The 19,519-nt window shown below is 68.8% G+C and carries 13 protein-coding genes and 1 tRNA gene; 2 read left to right on the top strand and 12 right to left on the bottom strand.

Annotated elements, in window-relative coordinates:
- Positions 1 to 807 (top strand): Fpg/Nei family DNA glycosylase, encoded by an 807-nt coding sequence (locus ABT001_RS33705; protein ID WP_351285282.1) that lies wholly within the window; start codon positions 1 to 3, stop codon positions 805 to 807.
- Positions 808 to 920: 113 nt separating this feature from the next.
- On the opposite strand, the gene ABT001_RS33700 is transcribed toward ABT001_RS33705, so the two are convergent.
- From ABT001_RS33700 to ABT001_RS33650, 11 genes are all read right to left on the bottom strand, one after another.
- A complete protein-coding gene (locus ABT001_RS33700; RefSeq protein ID WP_351285280.1) occupies positions 921 to 1,163 on the bottom strand; it encodes a hypothetical protein in 243 nt (80 codons plus the stop codon).
- 285 nt (positions 1,164 to 1,448) lie between these two features.
- Complete coding sequence (locus ABT001_RS33695) at positions 1,449 to 1,637, bottom strand: CsbD family protein (protein WP_351285278.1); 189 nt, start codon at positions 1,635 to 1,637, stop codon at positions 1,449 to 1,451.
- Positions 1,638 to 1,682: 45 nt separating this feature from the next.
- A complete protein-coding gene (locus ABT001_RS33690) occupies positions 1,683 to 2,153 on the bottom strand; it encodes a Dps family protein (RefSeq protein WP_351285276.1) in 471 nt (156 codons plus the stop codon).
- Positions 2,154 to 2,377: 224 nt separating this feature from the next.
- Positions 2,378 to 2,761: a helix-turn-helix domain-containing protein gene (locus ABT001_RS33685; protein WP_014153702.1), complete on the bottom strand. Its 384-nt coding sequence runs from the start codon at positions 2,759 to 2,761 to the stop codon at positions 2,378 to 2,380.
- Positions 2,762 to 2,870: 109 nt separating this feature from the next.
- The gene (locus ABT001_RS33680) at positions 2,871 to 3,383 is read right to left on the bottom strand and encodes a CinA family protein (RefSeq protein ID WP_351285274.1); all 513 of its coding nucleotides are present in this window, start codon (positions 3,381 to 3,383) and stop codon (positions 2,871 to 2,873) included.
- Complete coding sequence (gene pgsA, locus ABT001_RS33675) at positions 3,380 to 4,183, bottom strand: CDP-diacylglycerol--glycerol-3-phosphate 3-phosphatidyltransferase (RefSeq protein ID WP_351285272.1); 804 nt, start codon at positions 4,181 to 4,183, stop codon at positions 3,380 to 3,382. Before pgsA ends, ABT001_RS33680 begins: the two co-directional genes overlap by 4 nt.
- Entirely contained in the window at positions 4,180 to 5,658 is a 1,479-nt protein-coding gene (gene rimO / locus ABT001_RS33670) for a 30S ribosomal protein S12 methylthiotransferase RimO (RefSeq protein WP_351285270.1), read from the bottom strand. Before rimO ends, pgsA begins: the two co-directional genes overlap by 4 nt.
- A 167-nt stretch (positions 5,659 to 5,825) precedes the next feature.
- Entirely contained in the window at positions 5,826 to 6,626 is an 801-nt protein-coding gene (locus ABT001_RS33665) for a helix-turn-helix domain-containing protein (RefSeq protein WP_351285268.1), read from the bottom strand.
- Between the two features lie 213 nt (positions 6,627 to 6,839).
- Positions 6,840 to 9,617, bottom strand: coding sequence for a DNA translocase FtsK (locus ABT001_RS33660; RefSeq protein WP_351285266.1), 2,778 nt, complete (start codon positions 9,615 to 9,617; stop codon positions 6,840 to 6,842).
- A 110-nt stretch (positions 9,618 to 9,727) separates the two neighbouring features.
- Positions 9,728 to 10,408 carry a response regulator gene (locus ABT001_RS33655; protein WP_351285264.1) on the bottom strand — a complete coding sequence of 227 codons (681 nt, stop codon included), beginning with the start codon at positions 10,406 to 10,408 and terminating at the stop codon, positions 9,728 to 9,730.
- A gap of 244 nt (positions 10,409 to 10,652) precedes the next feature.
- Positions 10,653 to 16,085 carry a HAMP domain-containing protein gene (locus ABT001_RS33650; RefSeq protein ID WP_351285262.1) on the bottom strand — a complete coding sequence of 1,811 codons (5,433 nt, stop codon included), beginning with the start codon at positions 16,083 to 16,085 and terminating at the stop codon, positions 10,653 to 10,655.
- Between the two features lie 413 nt (positions 16,086 to 16,498).
- Between ABT001_RS33650 and ABT001_RS33645 the strand changes: the two genes are divergently transcribed.
- Complete coding sequence (locus ABT001_RS33645) at positions 16,499 to 19,114, top strand: SpoIIE family protein phosphatase (protein ID WP_502967569.1); 2,616 nt, start codon at positions 16,499 to 16,501, stop codon at positions 19,112 to 19,114.
- 72 nt (positions 19,115 to 19,186) lie between these two features.
- Here the strand turns inward: ABT001_RS33645 and ABT001_RS33640 are convergent.
- A tRNA-Thr gene (locus tag ABT001_RS33640) sits at positions 19,187 to 19,259 on the bottom strand.
- Positions 19,260 to 19,519: the final 260 nt, after the last annotated feature.

Here is a 19,519-nt window from a genome sequence, read left to right as displayed (position 1 = left end):
ATGCCCGAAGGTGACACCGTCCTGCAGACCGCCCGGCGTCTCGACGCGGCGCTCGCCGGTCAGCTGCTGACGGTCTCCGACCTGCGGGTCCCACGCTTCGCCACAGCCGACCTGACCGGCCGGACGGTGCTGGATGTCTCGGCACGCGGCAAGCATCTGCTCACCCGTATCCAGGGCGGCCTCACCCTCCACAGCCATCTGCGCATGGACGGCGCCTGGCGCGTGTACGACCACGGCGAGCGCTGGCGGGGCGGCCCGGCCCACCAGATCCGCGCCGTCCTCGCCACGGCGGAGCGGACCGCCGTCGGCTACCGCCTGCCCGTACTCGAACTGCTCCGCACCGAGGACGAGGAGCAGGTCGTGGGCCATCTCGGCCCTGATCTGCTGGGCCCGGACTGGGATCCGGACACCGCTCTGCGCAATCTGCTCTCCGACCCGGCCCGGCGCGTCGGGGACGCGCTCCTGGACCAGCGCAACCTGGCCGGTATCGGCAATGTCTACATGTGCGAACTCTGCTTCATGGCCCGGGCTACGCCGTGGCTCCCGGTGGGCGAGCTCCCCCTGCCCGTCACCACCCGCCTGGTCGGCACCGCAAAGCAGCTCCTGGAAGCCAACCGCGACCGGCCAACGCGGACCACCACCGCGGCGACCCCGGCCATGGCCCGAAGCCGGACACGGGAACGTCTCTTCGTCTACGGGCGGGCGGGCCGCCCCTGCCTGCGCTGCCGCACGCCCATCCGTCTGGCGGACCGGGACGACCGCCCCGCCTACTGGTGCCCGCACTGCCAGTCCGGGCCCACCGGCTGAGGGCGCCGGGCCTGACGGGGCGGAAACGGCGCTGAGGGTCAGTACACCTAGTGAGCTGGTTCGGAGATCCTGTCGCAGTAGCGGCAGATGCGGTCCAGGATCTCCGAACCAGCTCACCAGGCGGATATGTCCGTCCGGGTCACCTCCGGCCCGTCCGCACCAGGATCCGGCCCGTCCGCACCGGGATCCGGCCGCGCGGTGGGTGTCACATGTACGGGCAGGAGGCTCAGCCCCCACCCACCGGCCGCCACCGCGCCCTCGACCAGCCCGGTGTGTTCCGGCTCCACGAGCAGCCGCAGCACGGCCCACCACCACAGGCCACCGATGACTGGCACCAGAACCCGCCGCCGCACCATGGCTGCCTCCTTCGGCCGACGCGTACGGCACGGCCTCCTGCCGGCAGGGCGTACGGTGCACGACCGGCGTGCGCGTGCGCGCGGGACGGCTCTGCGCGCTCTCCCCGGGACCAGCCGCCGGGAGAGGGGGCCACAGCCCTCCTCCGCAGTTTCCCCCGGGTCCGCGCCGACTGCATCCTGCGAGCCCGGGACCGACGGATCCCCGACGCCGCCACGGCCCCGGGCATGCCGGTGCCCCCGGGGATTCACCGAATCCACGGGGGCACTCCAGGGGTGGCTCTTTCCCTACCTGTCGTCGGTGAGGGAGTCCTTCACGCCCTTGGCGCGGTCGCCGGTAGCGCCCAGGGCGCCCTCCGCCTTGGCCTTCGCCTGGTCGGACTTGCCTTCGGCTTCCTTCCGGCGGTCTCCGGTGACCTTGCCGGTGGCTTCCTTGGCCTTGCCCTTGAGCTTGTCCATGGCCTTCTTGTCCGTCACGGTGACTCCTTCCTCGCGTTCACTCCGGGTGTCCCGAAATCCGGCTCAGGCACTCTCCGCCTGGAACATCCACGCGTGCTTCTCGAGATCCGCGGTGAGGGTGATCAGGATGTCCTGGCTGATGGGGTCCGGTTCGTCGGTCGCCTCGATCCGCTCACGCATCCGGTCGATGACCACCCTGAGGGCGTCGACGAGCACGCGTACCGCGTCCACGTCCTTGATCCAGCCGTCGGGCACGGAATCGATGGCGGTGGTCTTCGCGAGCGTCCGGGAACGGCCGTCCGGATTGACGCCGACCGCCGAAGCCCTCTCCGCCACCGTGTCCGAGTGCTGCCGCGCCGTGTCCACGACCTCGTCGAGCTGAAGGTGCACGGAGCGGAAGCGCGGGCCGACCACATTCCAGTGGACCTGCTTGGCCACGAGGGAGAGGTCGACCAGGTCGACCAGCGCGCCTTGCAGCGCGTCTCCCACGATCTTGCGGTCGCCCTCGGACAAGGCGCTCTTCACGACAGACATGCACTTCTCCGTTCAGATAGCTGTTCGGCCTACCATCCGTCCACCATGTCACATATGGGGCAAAACGGTCATGCGGGTGACTGTTCCGAAGGATCGCTCCGAGAACCGCCTCCCGGCCTCGATCCGCGCCTGCCCCGCGAACGGCCCGGCACACACCGAGACACGCGAAAGCCCCGACCGGCCCACTGAAGGGCCGACCGGGGCTCCGTCACACGAACGTACGGTCAGGCGGCGACGACATCCACCGCTTCTGCGGGCGCCTTGATGGTCACCCGTCCCGTCGGCACGCCGGCGACCGACGCGACGGAGACGGAGTTGAGCATCGGGCGTACCGGCACAGGCACCGCATCACTGGCTGCTGCCGACTCGGCCAGCTCAGCCAGCGACAGTTCATCGCTCACTTCACGCATGAGTTCGGACATCCGTACGTCCAACGCGTCGCAAATGGCGGAGAGCAGTTCGGAGGATGCCTCCTTCTGCCCCCGCTCCACCTCGGAGAGATAGCCGAGCGAGACTCGGGCGGACGAGGAGACTTCGCGCAGAGTACGGCCTTGGCGCTGGCGCTGCCGACGCAGCACGTCACCAAGCAGGCGACGGAGCAGAATCATCGGTGGCTCCCTCCTCGGACCGCGTAGCCGCAACCTTCACGCCCCACCGTACCGCCTTGCGCTGCGGCCGTGCGGGGAGTGATGTCGTGTTCTCTCAGGGCTGCAAACATCAATTCCCCCCGTTCTGTTCCGTATCCTGTGCCCCCGCATTTTCGCCGAGTTCGCCGGAGAGCAGCTGGAGCAGGCTCCGAACGGTCTCCTTGCGGATGTCCGCCCGTCCGCCGTTCAACCTCAGCTCGGTCACTTTCCGTACGCCGCCCGGTCCCGAAACGGCTATGAAGACCGTTCCGACGGGCTTGCCGTCCTGCGGCTCCGGGCCCGCGACCCCGGTGGTCGAAGCGCCCCAGTCCGCACCCAGGACCCGGCGCACACCGGTGGCCATCGCTTGGGCGACCTCGGCGTCCACCGCTCCGCGCTCGGCCAGCAGTCCGGCGTCGACACCCAGCAGTTCGCGCTTCACGGACGTGGCGTACGCCGTCACGGACCCGCGGAAGCACCGCGAGGCACCCGGTACGGACGTCAGCTCCGCCGCCGCCAGGCCGCCGGTGAGGGATTCGGCGACGCCCAGCGTCCCGCCTCGCTCCTGGAGCCTCCGCAGCACCTCGGCCGCCTCCGACGTCACCGCTCCGCCTCCGCGGCGCCCCGGCTGCCCGCCACACGTTCCCCGACCGGGTCCGTCACGCCTTCGACGGCGGCCCCACCGGCGTCACCCATGGCGTACCGCCCGGCGCTCTCCATGTCCGCCGCCGCCGCGACCGCTTCGAGAGCGGCGGCCCGTTCGGCCGCGAGACCGCGGCGGCGCAACACGACCGCCTGACGCACGTAGTCGAGGCCGGTGACGACCGTCAGCACGACGGCGGCCATCATCACCCAGAAGCGCAAGGTAGCCAGGGGGCCCGTCAGCGCCAGGACGTACATGCCCACGGCGATGCCCTGAGCCAGGGTCTTCGCCTTTCCGCCGCGGCTGGCCGGGATCACCGAGTGCCGGATGACCCAGAAACGCATGAGCGTGATGCCGAGCTCACGGAAAAGGATCACACCGGTGATCCACCACGGGAGGTCACCGAGCGAGGAGAGGCAGATCAGTGCCGCACCCATGATCGCCTTGTCCGCGATCGGGTCGGCGATCTTCCCGAAATCGGTGACCAGGTCGTACGCGCGCGCCAGATGCCCGTCGAAGACATCGGTGATCATCGCGACGGCGAAGGCCGCCCAGGCGAACGCCCGCCACACCGGGTCGTAGCCACCGTCGTGCAGGAGGAGCATGACGAAGCCCGGGACGAGCAGCAGCCGCACCATCGTGAGGATGTTGGCGATGTTCCACAGACCGGCCTGGTTGACGGCCGCCGCACCCAGCTTGCCGCCGCGGGGTGCCGGCGTGGCGCCGGAACCGCCTGCCGCGGATGCCGGGGCTCCCGTCATCTGGCCGCCTCCGCAAGCTCGTGGTGTTCGGCCACGAGGTCCACTCCCTCGGTGCCCACTGCCTTCGCTTCGACCATACGGCCAGGGACAAGGCCTTCGCGTGCGGTGAAGATGACCTGGCCGTCCGTTTCCGGCGCCTGGTGCGCGGCTCGGCCCACCGCCACCGGCCCGTCCTCGTCGGACTCCACGGACTCGACCAGGACCTGAAGCGTTTCGCCGACCCGCTCCTCGGCACGCTGTGAGGTCAGCTCCTCGGCGAGCTGCGAGATGTGCGCGAGGCGCTCCGCGATGACGTCGGCGTCCAGCTTGTTCTCGTAACCGACGGCCTCGGTGCCCTCCTCGTCGGAGTAACCGAAGACCCCGATGGCATCCAGGCGCGCGCCCGTGAGGAAGCGTTCCAGCTCGGCGAGGTCGGCCTCGGTCTCACCGGGGAAACCGACGATGAAGTTCGACCGCGCACCGGCCTGCGGCGACTTCGTCCGAATGGTGTCGAGGAGTTCGAGGAAACGGTCCGTATCCCCGAACCGCCGCATCGCGCGCAGGACCCCGGGCGCGGAGTGCTGGAACGAGAGATCGAAGTAGGGGGCGACCTTGGGCGTCGAGGTGAGTACGTCGATCAGCCCCGGTCGCATCTCGGCGGGCTGCAGGTAGCTGACGCGGATCCGCTCGATCCCGTCGACGTCGGCGAGCTCGGGAAGCAGGGTCTCCAGGAGCCTGATGTCCCCGAGGTCCTTGCCGTACGAGGTGTTGTTCTCGGAGACGAGCATGACCTCCTTGACACCCTGCTCGGCGAGCCAGCGGGTCTCCCCGAGCACGTCGGAGGGACGCCGAGAGATGAACGAGCCGCGGAAGGACGGGATGGCGCAGAACGAACAGCGCCGGTCACAGCCCGAGGCGAGCTTCACCGAGGCGACCGGGCTGGTCCCCAGTCTCCTGCGCAGCGGTGCCCGCGGCCCGGAGACAGGCGCGACGCCTTCCGGAAGATCCGCTGGGGCCGGCGTGATCTCCTGGGCGTGCCCCGGGAGCGCGACGGCGGCGTCCTGTCGCTCGGCCGGGCTGATCGGCAGCAGCTTGCGTCGGTCGCGCGGGGTGTGGGAGGCGTGGATGCCTCCGTTGAGGATGGTCTGCAGACGGTCGGAGATGTCGGCGTAGTCGTCGAATCCGAGGACTCCGTCCGCTTCCGGCAGCGCCTCGGCAAGGTCCTTGCCGTAGCGCTCGGCCATACAGCCGACGGCCACGACGGCCTGGGTCCTGCCGTGGTCCTTCAGATCATTGGCTTCGAGCAGGGCATCGACGGAGTCCTTCTTGGCGGCCTCGACGAACCCACAGGTGTTGACGACGGCGACGTCCGCGTCCGTGGCGTTCTCGACGAGCTCCCAGCCGTCCGCTGCCAAGCGGCCTGCAAGCTCCTCCGAGTCCACCTCGTTACGGGCGCAGCCGAGAGTGACAAGGGCGACGGTACGGCGTTCGGGCATGGGCTCAAGACTACTTTGTCCCGGCACTCGCCCTGCCGTGCAGGGTTCACCGCTACGGGGAGTGACCGAACAGTCGGTGAAGCCGAGGGAACACGGGCAACGCGGACGGTGAGTGCCCGGCAGGTCTGCCGGGCACTCACCGTCGGGAAAAGCGTGGGTGGAGGAGGTCAGCCGACCTCGGGATCACCCTTGGTGTAGGAGAGCCGTTCGACCTGTCCCGATTCGAACTGGTCATCGACCTTCTTGCCGTTCACGAAGAGGTCGATCGCCCCGGCGTCGCCGAGGACGAGATCGACCCGCTCCTTGTCCTGGAAGGTCTTGGAGTCTCCCTGGGCCAGCAGACCGTCGAAGAGCAGTCGTCCGTTGTGGTCCTTGGCGGAGATCCAGCTCTTGCCCTCGGTGGCGCTGAGCCTGACCGTCACCTTGTCCTGCGGAGCTGCGGCGATGGCACTTTCGGAGGGAACGGGCTTGGGGTCGGCGGGCTTGGTCGTGGTGGGCTTGGGAGTGGTCTTGTCGGATGTCGCACCTTCGGCGAGCTGCGCCGAGCCGGACCCCTCGTCCTCGCCGCTGAAGAGCGTGAAGCCGACGAACCCGACCACGGCGACGATCGCCGCGACCATGGCCGCGGTCCAGTTGGGCCGACGGGGTTCGGAGCGGATCCGCTCCGCCTCGAACAGCGGCGCCGTGGGCGTGGGTGCGGGACGGCCGCCGTGCTCGGCGTCGAACTCCTCGATCAGCGGATCGGGGTCGAGCCGGACGGCGCGGGCGAGCATGCGGATATGGCCGCGGGCGTACACGTCGCCGCCGCAGCGGGAGAAGTCGTCCTCCTCGATCGCGTGCACGATGGGGATGCGCACCCGGGTGGAGCTGCTGACTTCCTCGACCGTCAGACCTGCGGCGATACGGGCCTGCTGAAGCACTCGACCGATCGAAGGCCGGTCGTCTTCGGGGGAGTTGCCGATGGACACGGGGGCGCCTTTCGAGCGTGAGCCACCTGCTGGATGTTCAGTCTAGGGGTGGTACGAAAGGGTGGGGCAACCGGGAGCGACGACTTTGTACGCCATCGGGTTCGCCGGACAGCCCCTCGGGCAGGACACAGGAAGGAGCGCACGACGGACCATCTCGCTGCTCCTCCTTTCACACTGACGTACGACCGGGCGAAACGGTTGCCCGCAAAACCTCTACGGAGCGGTTTCCCCGCGGATGACGGCCAACACGCCGTCGAGTTCGTCCGGTTTCACCATGACATCACGCGCCTTGGAACCCTCGCTGGGACCCACGATGTTGCGCGACTCCATCAGGTCCATCAGCCGACCGGCCTTCGCGAAGCCGACCCGCAGCTTGCGCTGGAGCATCGATGTCGAGCCGAACTGGGTGGACACGACCAGTTCGGCCGCCTGACAGAGCAGATCGAGATCGTCGCCGATGTCCTCGTCGATCTCCTTCTTCTGCTTCGTGCCGACCACCACGTCCTCGCGGAAGACCGGCGCCATCTGATCCTTGCAGTGCTGGACGACGGCCGCGACCTCGGCCTCGGTGACGAACGCACCCTGCATCCGGGTCGGCTTGTTCGCTCCCATCGGCAGGAACAGGCCGTCACCCTTCCCGATGAGCTTCTCGGCCCCCGGCTGGTCGAGGATGACCCGGCTGTCGGCGAGCGACGAGGTGGCGAAGGCGAGCCGGGAGGGCACGTTGGCCTTGATCAGGCCTGTCACGACGTCGACCGACGGGCGCTGCGTGGCGAGCACCAGATGGATGCCGGCGGCGCGCGCCAGCTGGGTGATCCGCACGATGGAGTCCTCGACGTCGCGCGGGGCCACCATCATGAGGTCCGCCAGCTCGTCGACGATGACCAGCAGGTACGGGTAGGGCGAGAGCTCCCGCTCGCTCCCTTCGGGTGCCTTGGCCTTCCCGGTGCGTACCGCGTGGTTGAAGTCGTCGATGTGCCGGAAGCCGTAGGCCGCGAGGTCGTCGTAGCGGAGGTCCATCTCCCGTACGACCCACTGGAGTGCCTCGGCGGCCTTCTTCGGGTTGGTGATGATGGGCGTGATGAGGTGCGGAATGCCCTCGTAGGCGGTCAGCTCGACCCGCTTCGGGTCGACGAGCACCATCCGCACGTCCTCGGGCGTCGCCCGCACCATGACCGAGGTGATCAGGCAGTTGATGCAGGAGGACTTGCCGGATCCGGTGGCACCGGCGACCAGGACGTGCGGCATCTTCGCCAGGTTGGCCATCTCGTAGCCGCCCTCGACGTTCTTGCCGAGTGCGACCAGCATGGGGTGGTCGTCCTCCGCCGCGTCCGCCAGGCGCAGGACGTCACCGAGATTGACCATCTCCCGGTCGGAGTTGGGAATCTCGATGCCGACCGCGGACTTGCCGGGGATCGGGGAGATGATCCGGACATCCGGGCTGGCTACGGCGTAGGCGATGTTCTTGGTGAGGGCGGTGATCCGCTCGACCTTGACGGCGGGGCCGAGCTCCACCTCGTACCGGGTGACGGTCGGGCCGCGGGTGAAGCCGGTGACGGACGCGTCGACCTTGAACTCGGTGAAGACGTTCGTCAGTGAGGCGACGACCGCGTCGTTGGCGGCGCTGCGCGTCTTTCCGGGGCCACCGCGCTCCAGCAGGTCCAGCGAGGGGAGCGAATAGGTGATGTCGCCGGAGAGCTGAAGCTGCTCGGCACGGGCGGGGAGCGGCTCGGACCGCTCGGGGGCGGGTTTCGTCAGATCGGGGACACCGCCGGAGGACGACGAGCCCTTCTCCGCTCCCCTGCCCTTGTCACCGGACCCGTGCTTCTCGGCCGTACGCGCGCCGGGAACCGGGGTACCGGTCCGCTCCCTGTCCGTGGACACGCCCTGGGTCAGATCGGCGACGACCGGCGACGGGGGCATGCCGTTGAGCACCGCCCCGTCGAGCGCCGCTGCCGCGGCGGCGGCGACGTCGACGGCGTCCATCGTCCGGTTCATCGCGGGCTGGGCGGACGGCCTGCGCCTGCGCCGCTTGGCCGGCGCCTCGCCCTCGGCACGATCCGGGTCGTACTCGCCGTCCGGATCCGAGCCGTGGGCCGAGGAGCGCCGCGAGCGCCCCGGCAGCGCCTCGCGCCACTGCTCGTCGTACCGCTCGTCGTCGCTCCCGTCCTCCGGACCCGGCACGCGCACCGGGTCGGCGATACCGAGCCTGACGCCGAGCTGCCGCAACCGCCGGGGGATGGCGTTGACCGGGGTGGCGGTGACGACCAGGAGTCCGAAGACCGTCAGCAGCAGGAGCAGCGGGACGGCGAGGACATCGCCCATCATGAAAACGAGGGGCTGGGAGGCACCCCATCCGATCAGTCCGCCTGCGTCCTGCATGGCCCCGGTGCCGTCCGCACGGTCGGGCGATCCGCAGGCGATGTGGACCTGGCCGAGCACGCCGATGACGAGGGCGGAGAGTCCGATGACGATCCGGCCGTTGGCCTCGGGCTTCTCCGGATAGAGGATCAGCCGCACGGCGACGGCGCCCAGCAGTATCGGAACCAGCAGGTCAAGCCGGCCGAACGCCCCGGTCACGAGCATCTCGACGAGATCGCCGACGGGGCCCTTCAGATGCGACCAGGTGCCGGCCGCCACGACGAGCGCGAGGCCCAGGAGCAGCAGGGCGAGTCCGTCCTTGCGGTGGGCCGGGTCGAGCCCCTTCGCGCCGCGCCCTATGGAGCGGAACACCGCCCCGACGCCGTGCGCGGTTCCCAGCCACAGCGCACGGACGAGCCTGTACACGCCCCCCGTCGGGGACGGTGCCGGCTTGGGCGCGGCCTTCTTCGCCGGAGCCTTCTTGGCGGGCGCCCTCTTCGCGGACGCTGTCTTCTTCGCCGCCGCCTTCTTGGCGGGCGCGGTTTTCTTCGCAGGACCCTGGGTACGACCGGCACCCTTCGCGGTGCCCGCCGTGCCCAGGGAACCCTTGCCGGACGTACGTGAGGCCATGTGACTGAGGTTACCGGTGCCGACGCCGGTGGACACGTGTGCCTACGGCTTCACCCGTCCGTGTCGCCCTTGCACAGGAGCGGAACTGACGCGGCCTCAGCCGTCACAGGTCAGCCCTGTGAGGGCAACGTGGCCCCGGGACCGCCTGCCCCGGGCTCCAGCGCGTCGAGCGCACGGCGCAGTCCGGTGAGCTTGCGTTCGAGATGGGCCGCGGTGGCCACTGCGGCCGCGTCCGCCGAATCGTCGTCCAACTGCTTGGAGAGGGCCTCCGCCTGCTCCTCGACCGCGGCGAGCCGGGCCGAGAGCTCGGCCAGCAGACCGGCCGGCTCCCTGTCGTCGGCGCCCTGGTGGGTGCCGCCCTCGAGCTGGAGCCGCAGGAGCGCCGCCTGTTCACGCAGCTGGCAGTTCTTCATGTACAGCTCGACGAAGACCGAGACCTTGGCGCGCAGCACCCAGGGGTCGAAGGGCTTCGAGATGTAGTCCACCGCACCCGCCGCATAACCCCGGAAGGTGTGATGCGGGCCGTGGTTGATCGCGGTCAGGAAGATGATCGGGATGTCCCGGGTCCGCTCCCGCCGCTTGATGTGCGCAGCCGTCTCGAATCCGTCCATGCCAGGCATCTGTACGTCCAGCAGAATGACCGCGAAATCGTCCGTGAGCAGCGCCTTGAGCGCTTCCTCCCCTGACGATGCCCGGACCAGTGTCTGATCGAGCGCGGAGAGGATGGCCTCCAGCGCCAGCAGATTTTCCGGCCGGTCATCGACCAGGAGGATCTTGGCCTTCTGTACCATGGCCCGCCCTCCTCGCCCCGGAATCGCACCGGGTGCCGCCCCAGGGGACGACTCCCTTACGCCGTCCGTCCTTGTGCCGGTCATGGTAGCCGCACCCCGCCTGTCACCACACCCTGTCACCGCGATGTCACTGTGCACGTAACAAGAACGCGGTCGAAGCCCAGAAGGTTCCCCGGAATCCGCTCGCTCACACCCTGCCGGGCACGGCAGGCCGGCGGATTCCGGTGGACCGCTCCCCGTCCGGTCACTCTCCACGCATCCAGTTCTCCATCACTGACAGAAGATGATCGGAATCGACCGGCTTGGTCACGTAGTCGGAAGCTCCGCAGTCGATCGCCTTCTCGCGGTCGCCCTTCATGGCCTTGGCGGTCAGCGCGACGATCGGCAGCCCCGCGAACTGAGGCATCCGGCGGATCGCCGTCGTCGTCGCGTAGCCGTCCATCTCGGGCATCATGATGTCCATCAGAACGATCGTCACATCGTCGTGCTGCTCCAGGACTTCGATGCCCTCGCGCCCGTTCTCCGCGTACAGCACCGACAGGCCGTGCTGCTCCAGCACGCTGGTCAGGGCGAAGACATTACGGATGTCGTCGTCGACGATCAGCACCTTCTCCCCGTGGAACCGGAACGTCCGGCGGGGCTCCGCCTCCTCCTGCGCGCTCTGTACCCACTCCTCCGGCGCGGTGCCCTCGTCGGTCGGCCTGCCGTTCGCCAGGGCGGGGCGCTGCTCGGCACCCCCCAGGGCCTTCCGCCGACGACGGAACACCCCGGCGGAGTTCGCGGGGTCACCCAGGCGCTGCGCGCTCCCGTTGCCCGGCGAAGCCTCCAGGTGCAGGGCGCCGTCCGCCGAACTCGCGTGGACCTCGATGGGGCCCGGCCCCATCTGCGGGTAGCCCTGCGGAGGCAGTTCGCTCGGGTGCAGGGGCAGGTACAGCGTGAAGGTCGAACCACGGCCCGGTTCACTCGCCGCGTGGATCTCGCCGCCCAGCAGACGGGCGATCTCCCGGCTGATGGAGAGGCCGAGGCCGGTCCCCCCGTACTTGCGGCTGGTCGTACCGTCCGCCTGCTTGAACGCCTCGAAGATCACCAGCATCTTGCTGGACGCGATGCCGATCCCGGTGTCGGTGACCGAGAAGGCGATCAGGTCGCCGTCGGCGTCACGCAGCGAGCCGGCCTCCAGCAGGTGCTCCCTGATGGCGTTCGGCACATCGGCGCCGGCCGGCCGGATGACCAGCTCCACGGCCCCGCTGTCGGTGAACTTCACCGCGTTGGACAGGAGGTTGCGCAGGACCTGCAGCAGCCGCTGCTCGTCCGTGTGCAGGGTGGCGGGGAGCTCCGGCGACACCCGCACCGAGAAGTCGAGCCCCTTCTCCGCGGTGAGCGGCCGGAACGTCGCCTCCACGTAGTCGACCAGCTGCACCAGGGCGATCCGGGTCGGGCTGACGTCCATCTTGCCCGCCTCGACCTTGGACAGGTCGAGGATGTCGTTGATCAGCTGGAGCAGGTCGGAACCGGCCCCGTGGATCGTCTCGGCGAACTCCACCTGCTTCGGCGAGAGGTTTCCCTCGGCGTTGTCCGCGAGCAGCTTGGCCAGGATGAGCAGCGAGTTGAGCGGCGTACGCAGCTCGTGCGACATGTTGGCGAGGAACTCGGACTTGTAGCGCATCGAGACGGCGAGCTGCTCGGCGCGCTCCTCCAGGACCTGCCGGGCCTCCTCGATCTCGGTGTTCTTCACCTCGATGTCGCGGTTCTGCTGGGCCAGCAGTTCCGCCTTCTCCTCCAGCTCGGCGTTGGACGCCTGCAGCGCCTTCTGCCGGTTCTCGAGCTCCTGCGAACGGTCACGCAGCTGCTCCGTGAGCTCCTGGGACTGTTCCAGCAGCTTCTCGGTCTTGGTGTTGACGCTGATCGTGTTGACGCTCGTGGCGATCATCTCGGCGAGCTGGTTGAGGAAGTCCCGCTGGATGTGGGTGAACGGCTGGAACGACGCCAGTTCGATGACACCGAGCACCTGGCCCTCGAAGAGCACCGGAAGCACGATCACGTGCGCGGGAGGGGCCTCACCGAGTCCTGAGGAGATCTTGAGGTAGCCCGGCGGCACGTTGTCCACCTGGATCGTCCGCTTCTCCTCGGCCGCCGTGCCGATGAGCGTCTCCCCGGGCCGGAAGGAGGTCGGCATGGAGCCCGCCGAATAGCCGTAACTCCCGCGCATTCGCAGCTCGTACGAGCTCGCGTTGCCGGCGTCCGACCCGACCTCGTCCCCGTCACCGGTGGTCATGGCCAGGAAGAACGCACCGTGCTGGGCCGAGACGACCGGCGTCAGCTCGCTCATGATCAGCGAGGCGACGTCGTCCAGATCACGGCGGCCCTGCATCAGTCCGGAGATACGGGCGAGGTTGCCCTTGAGCCAGTCCTGCTCCTTGTTGGCCAGTGTGGTGTCGCGCAGGTTCGCGATCATCGTGTTGATGTTGTCCTGCAGCACCTGGATCTCACCGGCAGCGTCGACGTCGATCTTGAGGTTGAGATCCCCTCGGGTCACGGCGGTGGCGACGGCCGCGATGGCGCGCACCTGACGGGTCAGGTTCCCTGCCATCTCGTTCACCGACTCGGTGAGGTCCCGCCAGGTCCCGTCGACGTCCCGGACCCTCGCCTGCCCGCCCAGCTGCCCCTCCGTACCCACCTCGCGGGCCACCCGGGTCACCTGCTCGGCGAACGAGGAGAGCTGGTCGACCATCGTGTTGATGGTGTTCTTCAGCTCCTGGATCTCACCGCGCGCATCGATGTCGATCTTCTTGGTGAGATCGCCCTTGGCGATGGCCGTGGTGACCGTCGCGATCTGCCGAACCTGACCGGTCAGGTTCGACGCCATCGAGTTCACCGACTCGGTGAGGTCCTTCCAGGTACCCGAGACACCCGGGACACGCGCCTGGCCGCCCAGCTCCCCCTCGGTGCCGACCTCTCGCGCCACCCGGGTCACCTCGTCGGCGAAGGAGGACAGGGTCGTCACCATCGTGTTGACGGTGTCGGCGAGTTCGGCGACCTCACCACGTGCCTCGACCGTGACCTTCTTCGTCAGGTCACCGTTGGCGACCGCGGAGGAGACCCGGGAGATGTTGCGCACCTGACTGGTCAGGTTGTTGGCCATCAGGTTGACGTTCTCGCTGAGGTCCTTCCAGATGCCGGTCGCACCGCGCACCCGCGCCTGGCCGCCGAGGATCCCCTCGGTGCCCACCTCGCGGGCGACCCGCGTCACCTCGTCACCGAAGTTCATCAGCTGGTCGACCATCGTGTTGACGGTCGTCACCAGCTCCAGGATCTCGCCCTTGGCGTCGACGGTGATCTTCTTGGAGAGATCGCCCTTCGCGACCGCCGTGGTCACCTCGGCGATGTTGCGCACCTGGAGGGTCAGGTTGTTCGCCATGCCGTTGACGGACTGGGTGAGGTCCTTCCACGTACCGGAGACGCCCTGCACCTCCGCCTGTCCGCCGAGAATGCCCTCCGTACCCACCTCACGGGCCACCCTGGTCACCTGCTCCGCGAAGTTGGAGAGCTGGTCGACCATGGTGTTGAGGGTGTTCTTCAGCTCCAGGATCTCGCCCCGGGCGTCCACATCGATCTTCTGCGACAGGTCACCCCGCGCCACCGCCGTGGCGACCTGCGCGATGTTGCGGACCTGGGCGGTGAGGTTCCCGGCCATGCCGTTCACCGAGTCGGTCAGGTCGCGCCACACGCCGGCCACCCCGGGCACCTGGGCCTGACCGCCGAGACGGCCGTCCGTGCCCACCTCACGGGCCACCCTGGTCACCTGGTCGGCGAAGGCCGAGAGCTGGTCGACCATGGTGTTGATGGTGTTCTTCAGTTCCAGGATCTCGCCCCGGGCGTCCACATCGATCTTCTGCGACAGGTCACCCCGCGCCACCGCCGTGGTCACCTGCGCGATCTGGCGCACCTGGGAGGTCAGGTTCCCGGCCATGAAGTTGACGGAGTCGGTGAGCTCCTTCCAGGTTCCGGAGACACCGTCGACGCGCGCCTGACCGCCGAGACGGCCCTCCGTACCCACGTCCCGGGCCATGCGCGTCACCTGGTCGGCGAAGTTGGACAGCTGCGCCACCATCGTGTTGACGGTGTTCTTCAGCTCCAGCATCTCGCCGGCCACGTCAACGGTGACCTTCTGCGACAGATCACCGTTGGCGACGGCCGTGGTCACCTGCGCGATGTCACGCACCTGGCCCGTGAGGTTGCGGAAGGCGGTGTTCACCGAGTCGGTGAGGTCCTTCCACGTCCCCGCCGCCCCCGGCACTTCGGCCTGTCCGCCGAGACGGCCCTCGACGCCGACCTCCCGGGCGACGCGCGTCACCTCCGAACCGAAGGCCTGGAGCTGGTCCACCATCGTGTTGACGGTGTTCTTCAGCTCCAGCATCTCGCCGGCCACGTCGACGGTGACCTTCTGCGTCATGTCACCACTGGCCACCGCCGTGGTCACCTGCGCGATGTCACGCACCTGTGTCGTCAGGTTGCGGAAGACCGTGTTGACCGAATCGGTCAGGTCCTTCCAGGTACCCGCCGCGCCCGGCACCTGTGCCTGGCCTCCGAGCAGACCCTCGCCACCGACCTCGCTCGCCACGCGGGTCACCTCGTCGGCGAAGGTGCGCAGCGTCTCTGTCATCTGGTTGATCGTCTCGGCGAGCTGCGCGACCTCGCCGCGGGCGCTCACCGTGACCTTCTGCGAAAGGTCACCGTTGGCGACGGCCGTCGTCACCTCGGCGATGCCGCGTACCTGGGACGTCAGGTTCCCGGCCATCGTGTTGACGGAGTCGGTGAGGTCCTTCCAGACCCCGGCCACCCCCGGCACGGTCGCCTGCCCACCCAGCTCGCCCTCGGTTCCCACCTCACGGGCGACCCGGGTCACCTCCGACGAGAACGACGACAGCTGGTCCACCATCGTGTTGACGGTGTTCTTCAGCTGCAGCATCTCACCGGCCACGTGGACGGTGACCTTCCGTGACAGGTCCCCCTTGGCCACGGCCGTCGTCACCAGCGCGATGTCACGCACCTGTGCGGTCAGCCGGTACGCCATGGTGTTGACGGAGTCCGTGAGGTCCTTCCACGACCCCGACATGCCACGGACCTGGGCCTGTCCGCCCAGCTTGCCCTCGGTACCCACCTCGACCGCGACCCGTGTCACCTGTTCGGTGAACGCGGACAGCTGGTCGACCAGGTTGTTGACCGTGCGGGCGACCTTCAGGAACTCTCCGCGCAGCGGACGTACGGTCTCGTCCGCCGCGTGGGTACGCAGCTCCATCCGCTGCTCGAGATCGCCGTCCGCGACGGCGGAGAGCACCCGTCCGACTTCGGACACGGGTCGCGCCAGGTCGTCGACGAGCTCGTTGGAGGCGTCGATCGCGGCAGCCCAGGAACCCTCGCAGGCGCCGGTCTCCAGGCGCTCGGTGAGTTTCCCCTCGCGCCCGACCACACGCCGCACACGGGCGAGCTCGCCCGTCAGATGCAGATTGCGGTCGGCCACCTCGTTGAAGACGGCTGCGATCTCCGTGAGCACGCCGTCGCCGGAGACGGTGAGCCGCCTGCGGAAGTTGCCGTCACGCATCGCCACGAGGGCCGCCAGCAGTCTGTTCAGAGCTGCCGCGTCCACATCGATGGTCCCATTGCGCTGCTTTTTCACGGACTGCCCGCCTTTTGTGCGCGTTCCTGAACCCCGCGCCGCCACGCCAGACTCCACCGTGTCCCTCCCGCAGGGGTTGACCGTATCGCTCGGGCCGTTATCGGAAGCTTGCCCACTTCCACTTTGGCTCACCGCCACAGCACACCGTCAACGGGTAACTATGCGGTCGTCAAATCGTTGAAACGTACCAGGCCGGGACGGACGGGCGAGCAAGGTCGCACGGTCGTCCCATTTCCCTCACCGGGGCCACCCGGTTGTGCGCCCGGCGCACGACCGCCGACCGCCCTGCGGATCCAAGTCCGCCCTCGTGTACCCGGGACACCTGGCGAGCGTCTAGCCTGGCAGACGAATCGAAGCGGCGATATACGGGCACAGGACTCGGGGAAGCGACGAGACACCATATGGGGAGTGCTGTGATCACCGCGCGCGCGGCTGCCACCTTCGATCCGGTCGGACGCTCGGTCGCGACCGCCCGCGCATTCGTCCGCGACACCCTTCAGGGGTGGGGTTACACGGACGTCGTTGACGATGCCGTCGTCCTTACCAGTGAACTTGTCACCAACGCGGTCGTGCACGCCGGCACGGCCGCCGACGTCCTGTGCCTGCGCACCGAGGACGGCGTACGGGTAGAGGTCTCCGACCACTACCCGGAGCGGGAGGTACCGCTCCAGAGTTCCGGCCTCGACTTCGGCAGCCCGGACCGTGAGGGCGGCCGCGGCCTGCTGCTCTGCGCGGCTCTCGCTTCCCGCTGGGGCGTCGAGTACACACCTACGCACAAACATGTCTGGTTCCAGCTCGATCTTCCCGAACGCCCGGTGGGTGTGCGTTCGGCGAGCCCGGTGCTGCCGACCGCTCTCCTGCCGGTGACGGAACAGCGCGTACGGGTGGCTGTCGTCCAGACCGACGAATCCGGATCCATCGCCTCGTGGAACGACGACGCCGCCTTCCTCTTCGGTCACGCCGCGGAGCAGGTCGACGGCAAGCAGCTCACCGACTTCGTGGCGTGGCCGCACACGCCGGGCACGAACACCGGCATCGCGGACGCACTGCGACTCTCCCGGTGGGAGGGCAGTTACGGAATCCGCGGCGCCGACGGCCGGGTCATCCCGGTGTACGCCTCGCATCTCAGAGTCCGGGACGCCGAGGGCGAGCCCTCCACCGTCTGCCTCCTCGTGCGCGACTACGAGCGCGCCGTGCTCCAGACGCCGGTACGCGCCCCCGCCTCCGACTCCTCGACCGAGAACCGCAGTACGGACCCCTTCGAGATCTTCATCGGCTCTCCCGCCCCCGACGACCTCGACGGACTGCTGCAACGCACCGTCGAGCGGGCCCGCGACATGCTGGACGCCGATGCCGCCTTTCTGCTGCTGGCCACGGACGACGAGACCGAGCTGGAGGTCCGGGCCACCACCGGCCTCCCTTCGGCCCGTCAGCGCTTCGCACGGGTTCCCGTGGAGGCGGGTACGGGACGCTACGGCTCCGCCCGCATGCCCGCCGTCCACGAGGACCTCACCGTCGTACCGGGTGCCGTACCACTGCTCAGCGACACCGGCATGCGGTCGGTCGTCACGGTCCCCCTTAAGGTCGAGGGACGCCTCACCGGCTCACTGGGGGTCGCGGCCGAGGCGGCCGGACGGTACTCCAACGAAGAGGCCCTGCGGCTGCAGTTCGCCGCGGACCGCATCGCGCTGGCCGTCGAGTCGGCCAGGCTCGGCGAGCTGGAGCGCCTGCGCCGCGGGTCGCTGTCCTTCCTCGTCGAGGCGTCCGATCTGCTCGCCGGCACGCTGGACAGGGATCAGACACTGGCTCTGATGGCACAGATGACCGTGCCGACGCTGGCCACCTGGTGCGCCGTCTACACCATCGCGGACCAGTCATCGGAGCCGTCCCTCTCCTATGTGCTCCACGAGGACGAGGAGCGCATCGACGGCCTCAAGGCCCTGCTCTCCTCCATCGACCCCCCGGAGCCCGTTCCGGCTCCCGGAGCCCGCATCTGGCCCGCGCCTACGGAAGCCGGTCATCAGGCCGCCCTCCGGACGTCCAAGCGCACTCTGGGCAGGGACGCTCCCCTGAGCATGGGAGCCGCAACCCGTACCGTCCTGGCCACGGCGGCTGCGGTGGGAGGCGAGACCGTGGTTCTGCCACTCGTGGCGAGGAACCGTGTGATCGGCATGCTCACGCTCGGCAAGCCGTCCGACGAGCATTTCCGCCAGGAAATCCTGGAACTGGCCGAGGACCTGTCACGAAGGGCCGCCCTGGCCCTCGACAACGCCCGTCTGTACTCGGAGCGCATGGCCATCAGCCAGTCGCTCCAGCGGAGTCTGCTGCCGCCCGGCCTCCCCGATGTGCCCAACGTCGAGATCGAGGTCATCTACCGTGCGGCCGGCGAGGGCAACGAGGTCGGCGGCGACTTCTACGACGTGTTCCCCATCCGCGACGGTGCCTACGGCTTCGCCATCGGCGACGTCTGCGGTACGGGTCCGGAGGCGGCAGCCGTCACGGGCCTGGCCAGGCACGCCCTGCGCCTCCTCGCCCGCGAGGGCTTCAGCGGGCCCGCGGTACTGGAGCGGCTCAACGCCGCCATCCTGGACGAGGGTGCCCGCAGTCGCTTCCTCACGCTGCTCTACGGGGAGTTGTGGCCCCAGGAGGACGGGAGTGCCCTCCTGAAGGTGGTCTGCGCCGGACACCCGCTCCCCCTACGTCTGCGCCAGGACGGCTCCGTGGAGGCAGCGGCCGAACCGCAGCCGCTGCTGGGAGTCATCGAGGACCTGGAGCTGTACGAGCAGGAGGTCACGCTGGAGCCCGGCGACGTCCTCCTCTGTGTGACCGACGGGGTGACCGAACGCCGTGAGGGGGCCCGCATGCTGGGTGACGACGGTCTGGCCGACGTCCTCGCCACATGTACGGGCCTGACGGCCGGCGCGGTGGCGGGGCGCATCCTGCGGGCCGTCGAACGCTTCGCCGCGGAGCCCGCGTCGGACGACATGGCCATCCTGGCCATGCGCGTTCCGGAGCCGCACAGCCTCTAGCGGCTCCGGCAGAAACTGGGTCCCGACATGAAGAAAGGCCCCCGCCACTGGCGGGGGCCTTTCTTCATGCTGAGCCCCAATGCGGAATCGAACCGCAGACCTTCTCCTTACCATGGAGACGCTCTACCGACTGAGCTATTGGGGCCTGCTGCCTTGCGGCAACGAGATAGAGCATACCCCGAACAAGGGCGTACTCAAAACCCCTGGCTCGAGCTTCCGAGAACCTCTTGTGCACGGCCCCGGCCGTGCAGGACACTCCCGCCGCACGCTCCACCGCCGGCCCGCCGGGGGACACAGCCGCTTCGGCTCGGAACGCAGAAAAGCCCCGTGCCACAAGGGCACGGGGCTTTCCCGGAATAATTGTTCGGCGGCGTCCTACTCTCCCACAGGGTCCCCCCTGCAGTA

This window comes from Streptomyces sp. NPDC002793 (genome assembly GCF_040295485.1).
In the GTDB taxonomy this organism is placed as follows: Bacteria; Actinomycetota; Actinomycetes; order Streptomycetales; family Streptomycetaceae; genus Streptomyces.
This window is presented reverse-complemented; position numbering and strand designations above follow the sequence as displayed.

Bases quoted from the DNA above. Each gene is read 5' to 3' on its own strand.
- ABT001_RS33660 (WP_351285266.1), bottom strand. From the start codon at position 9,617: ATGGCCTCACGTACGTCCGGCAAGGGTTCCCTGGGCACGGCGGGCACC.
- pgsA (WP_351285272.1), bottom strand. From the start codon at position 4,183: ATGACGGGAGCCCCGGCATCCGCGGCAGGCGGTTCCGGCGCCACGCCG.
- ABT001_RS33705 (WP_351285282.1), top strand. From the start codon at position 1: ATGCCCGAAGGTGACACCGTCCTGCAGACCGCCCGGCGTCTCGACGCG.
- ABT001_RS33700 (WP_351285280.1), bottom strand. From the start codon at position 1,163: ATGGTGCGGCGGCGGGTTCTGGTGCCAGTCATCGGTGGCCTGTGGTGG.
- ABT001_RS33655 (WP_351285264.1), bottom strand. From the start codon at position 10,408: ATGGTACAGAAGGCCAAGATCCTCCTGGTCGATGACCGGCCGGAAAAT.
- ABT001_RS33690 (WP_351285276.1), bottom strand. From the start codon at position 2,153: ATGTCTGTCGTGAAGAGCGCCTTGTCCGAGGGCGACCGCAAGATCGTG.
- rimO (WP_351285270.1), bottom strand. From the start codon at position 5,658: ATGCCCGAACGCCGTACCGTCGCCCTTGTCACTCTCGGCTGCGCCCGT.
- ABT001_RS33685 (WP_014153702.1), bottom strand. From the start codon at position 2,761: ATGATTCTGCTCCGTCGCCTGCTTGGTGACGTGCTGCGTCGGCAGCGC.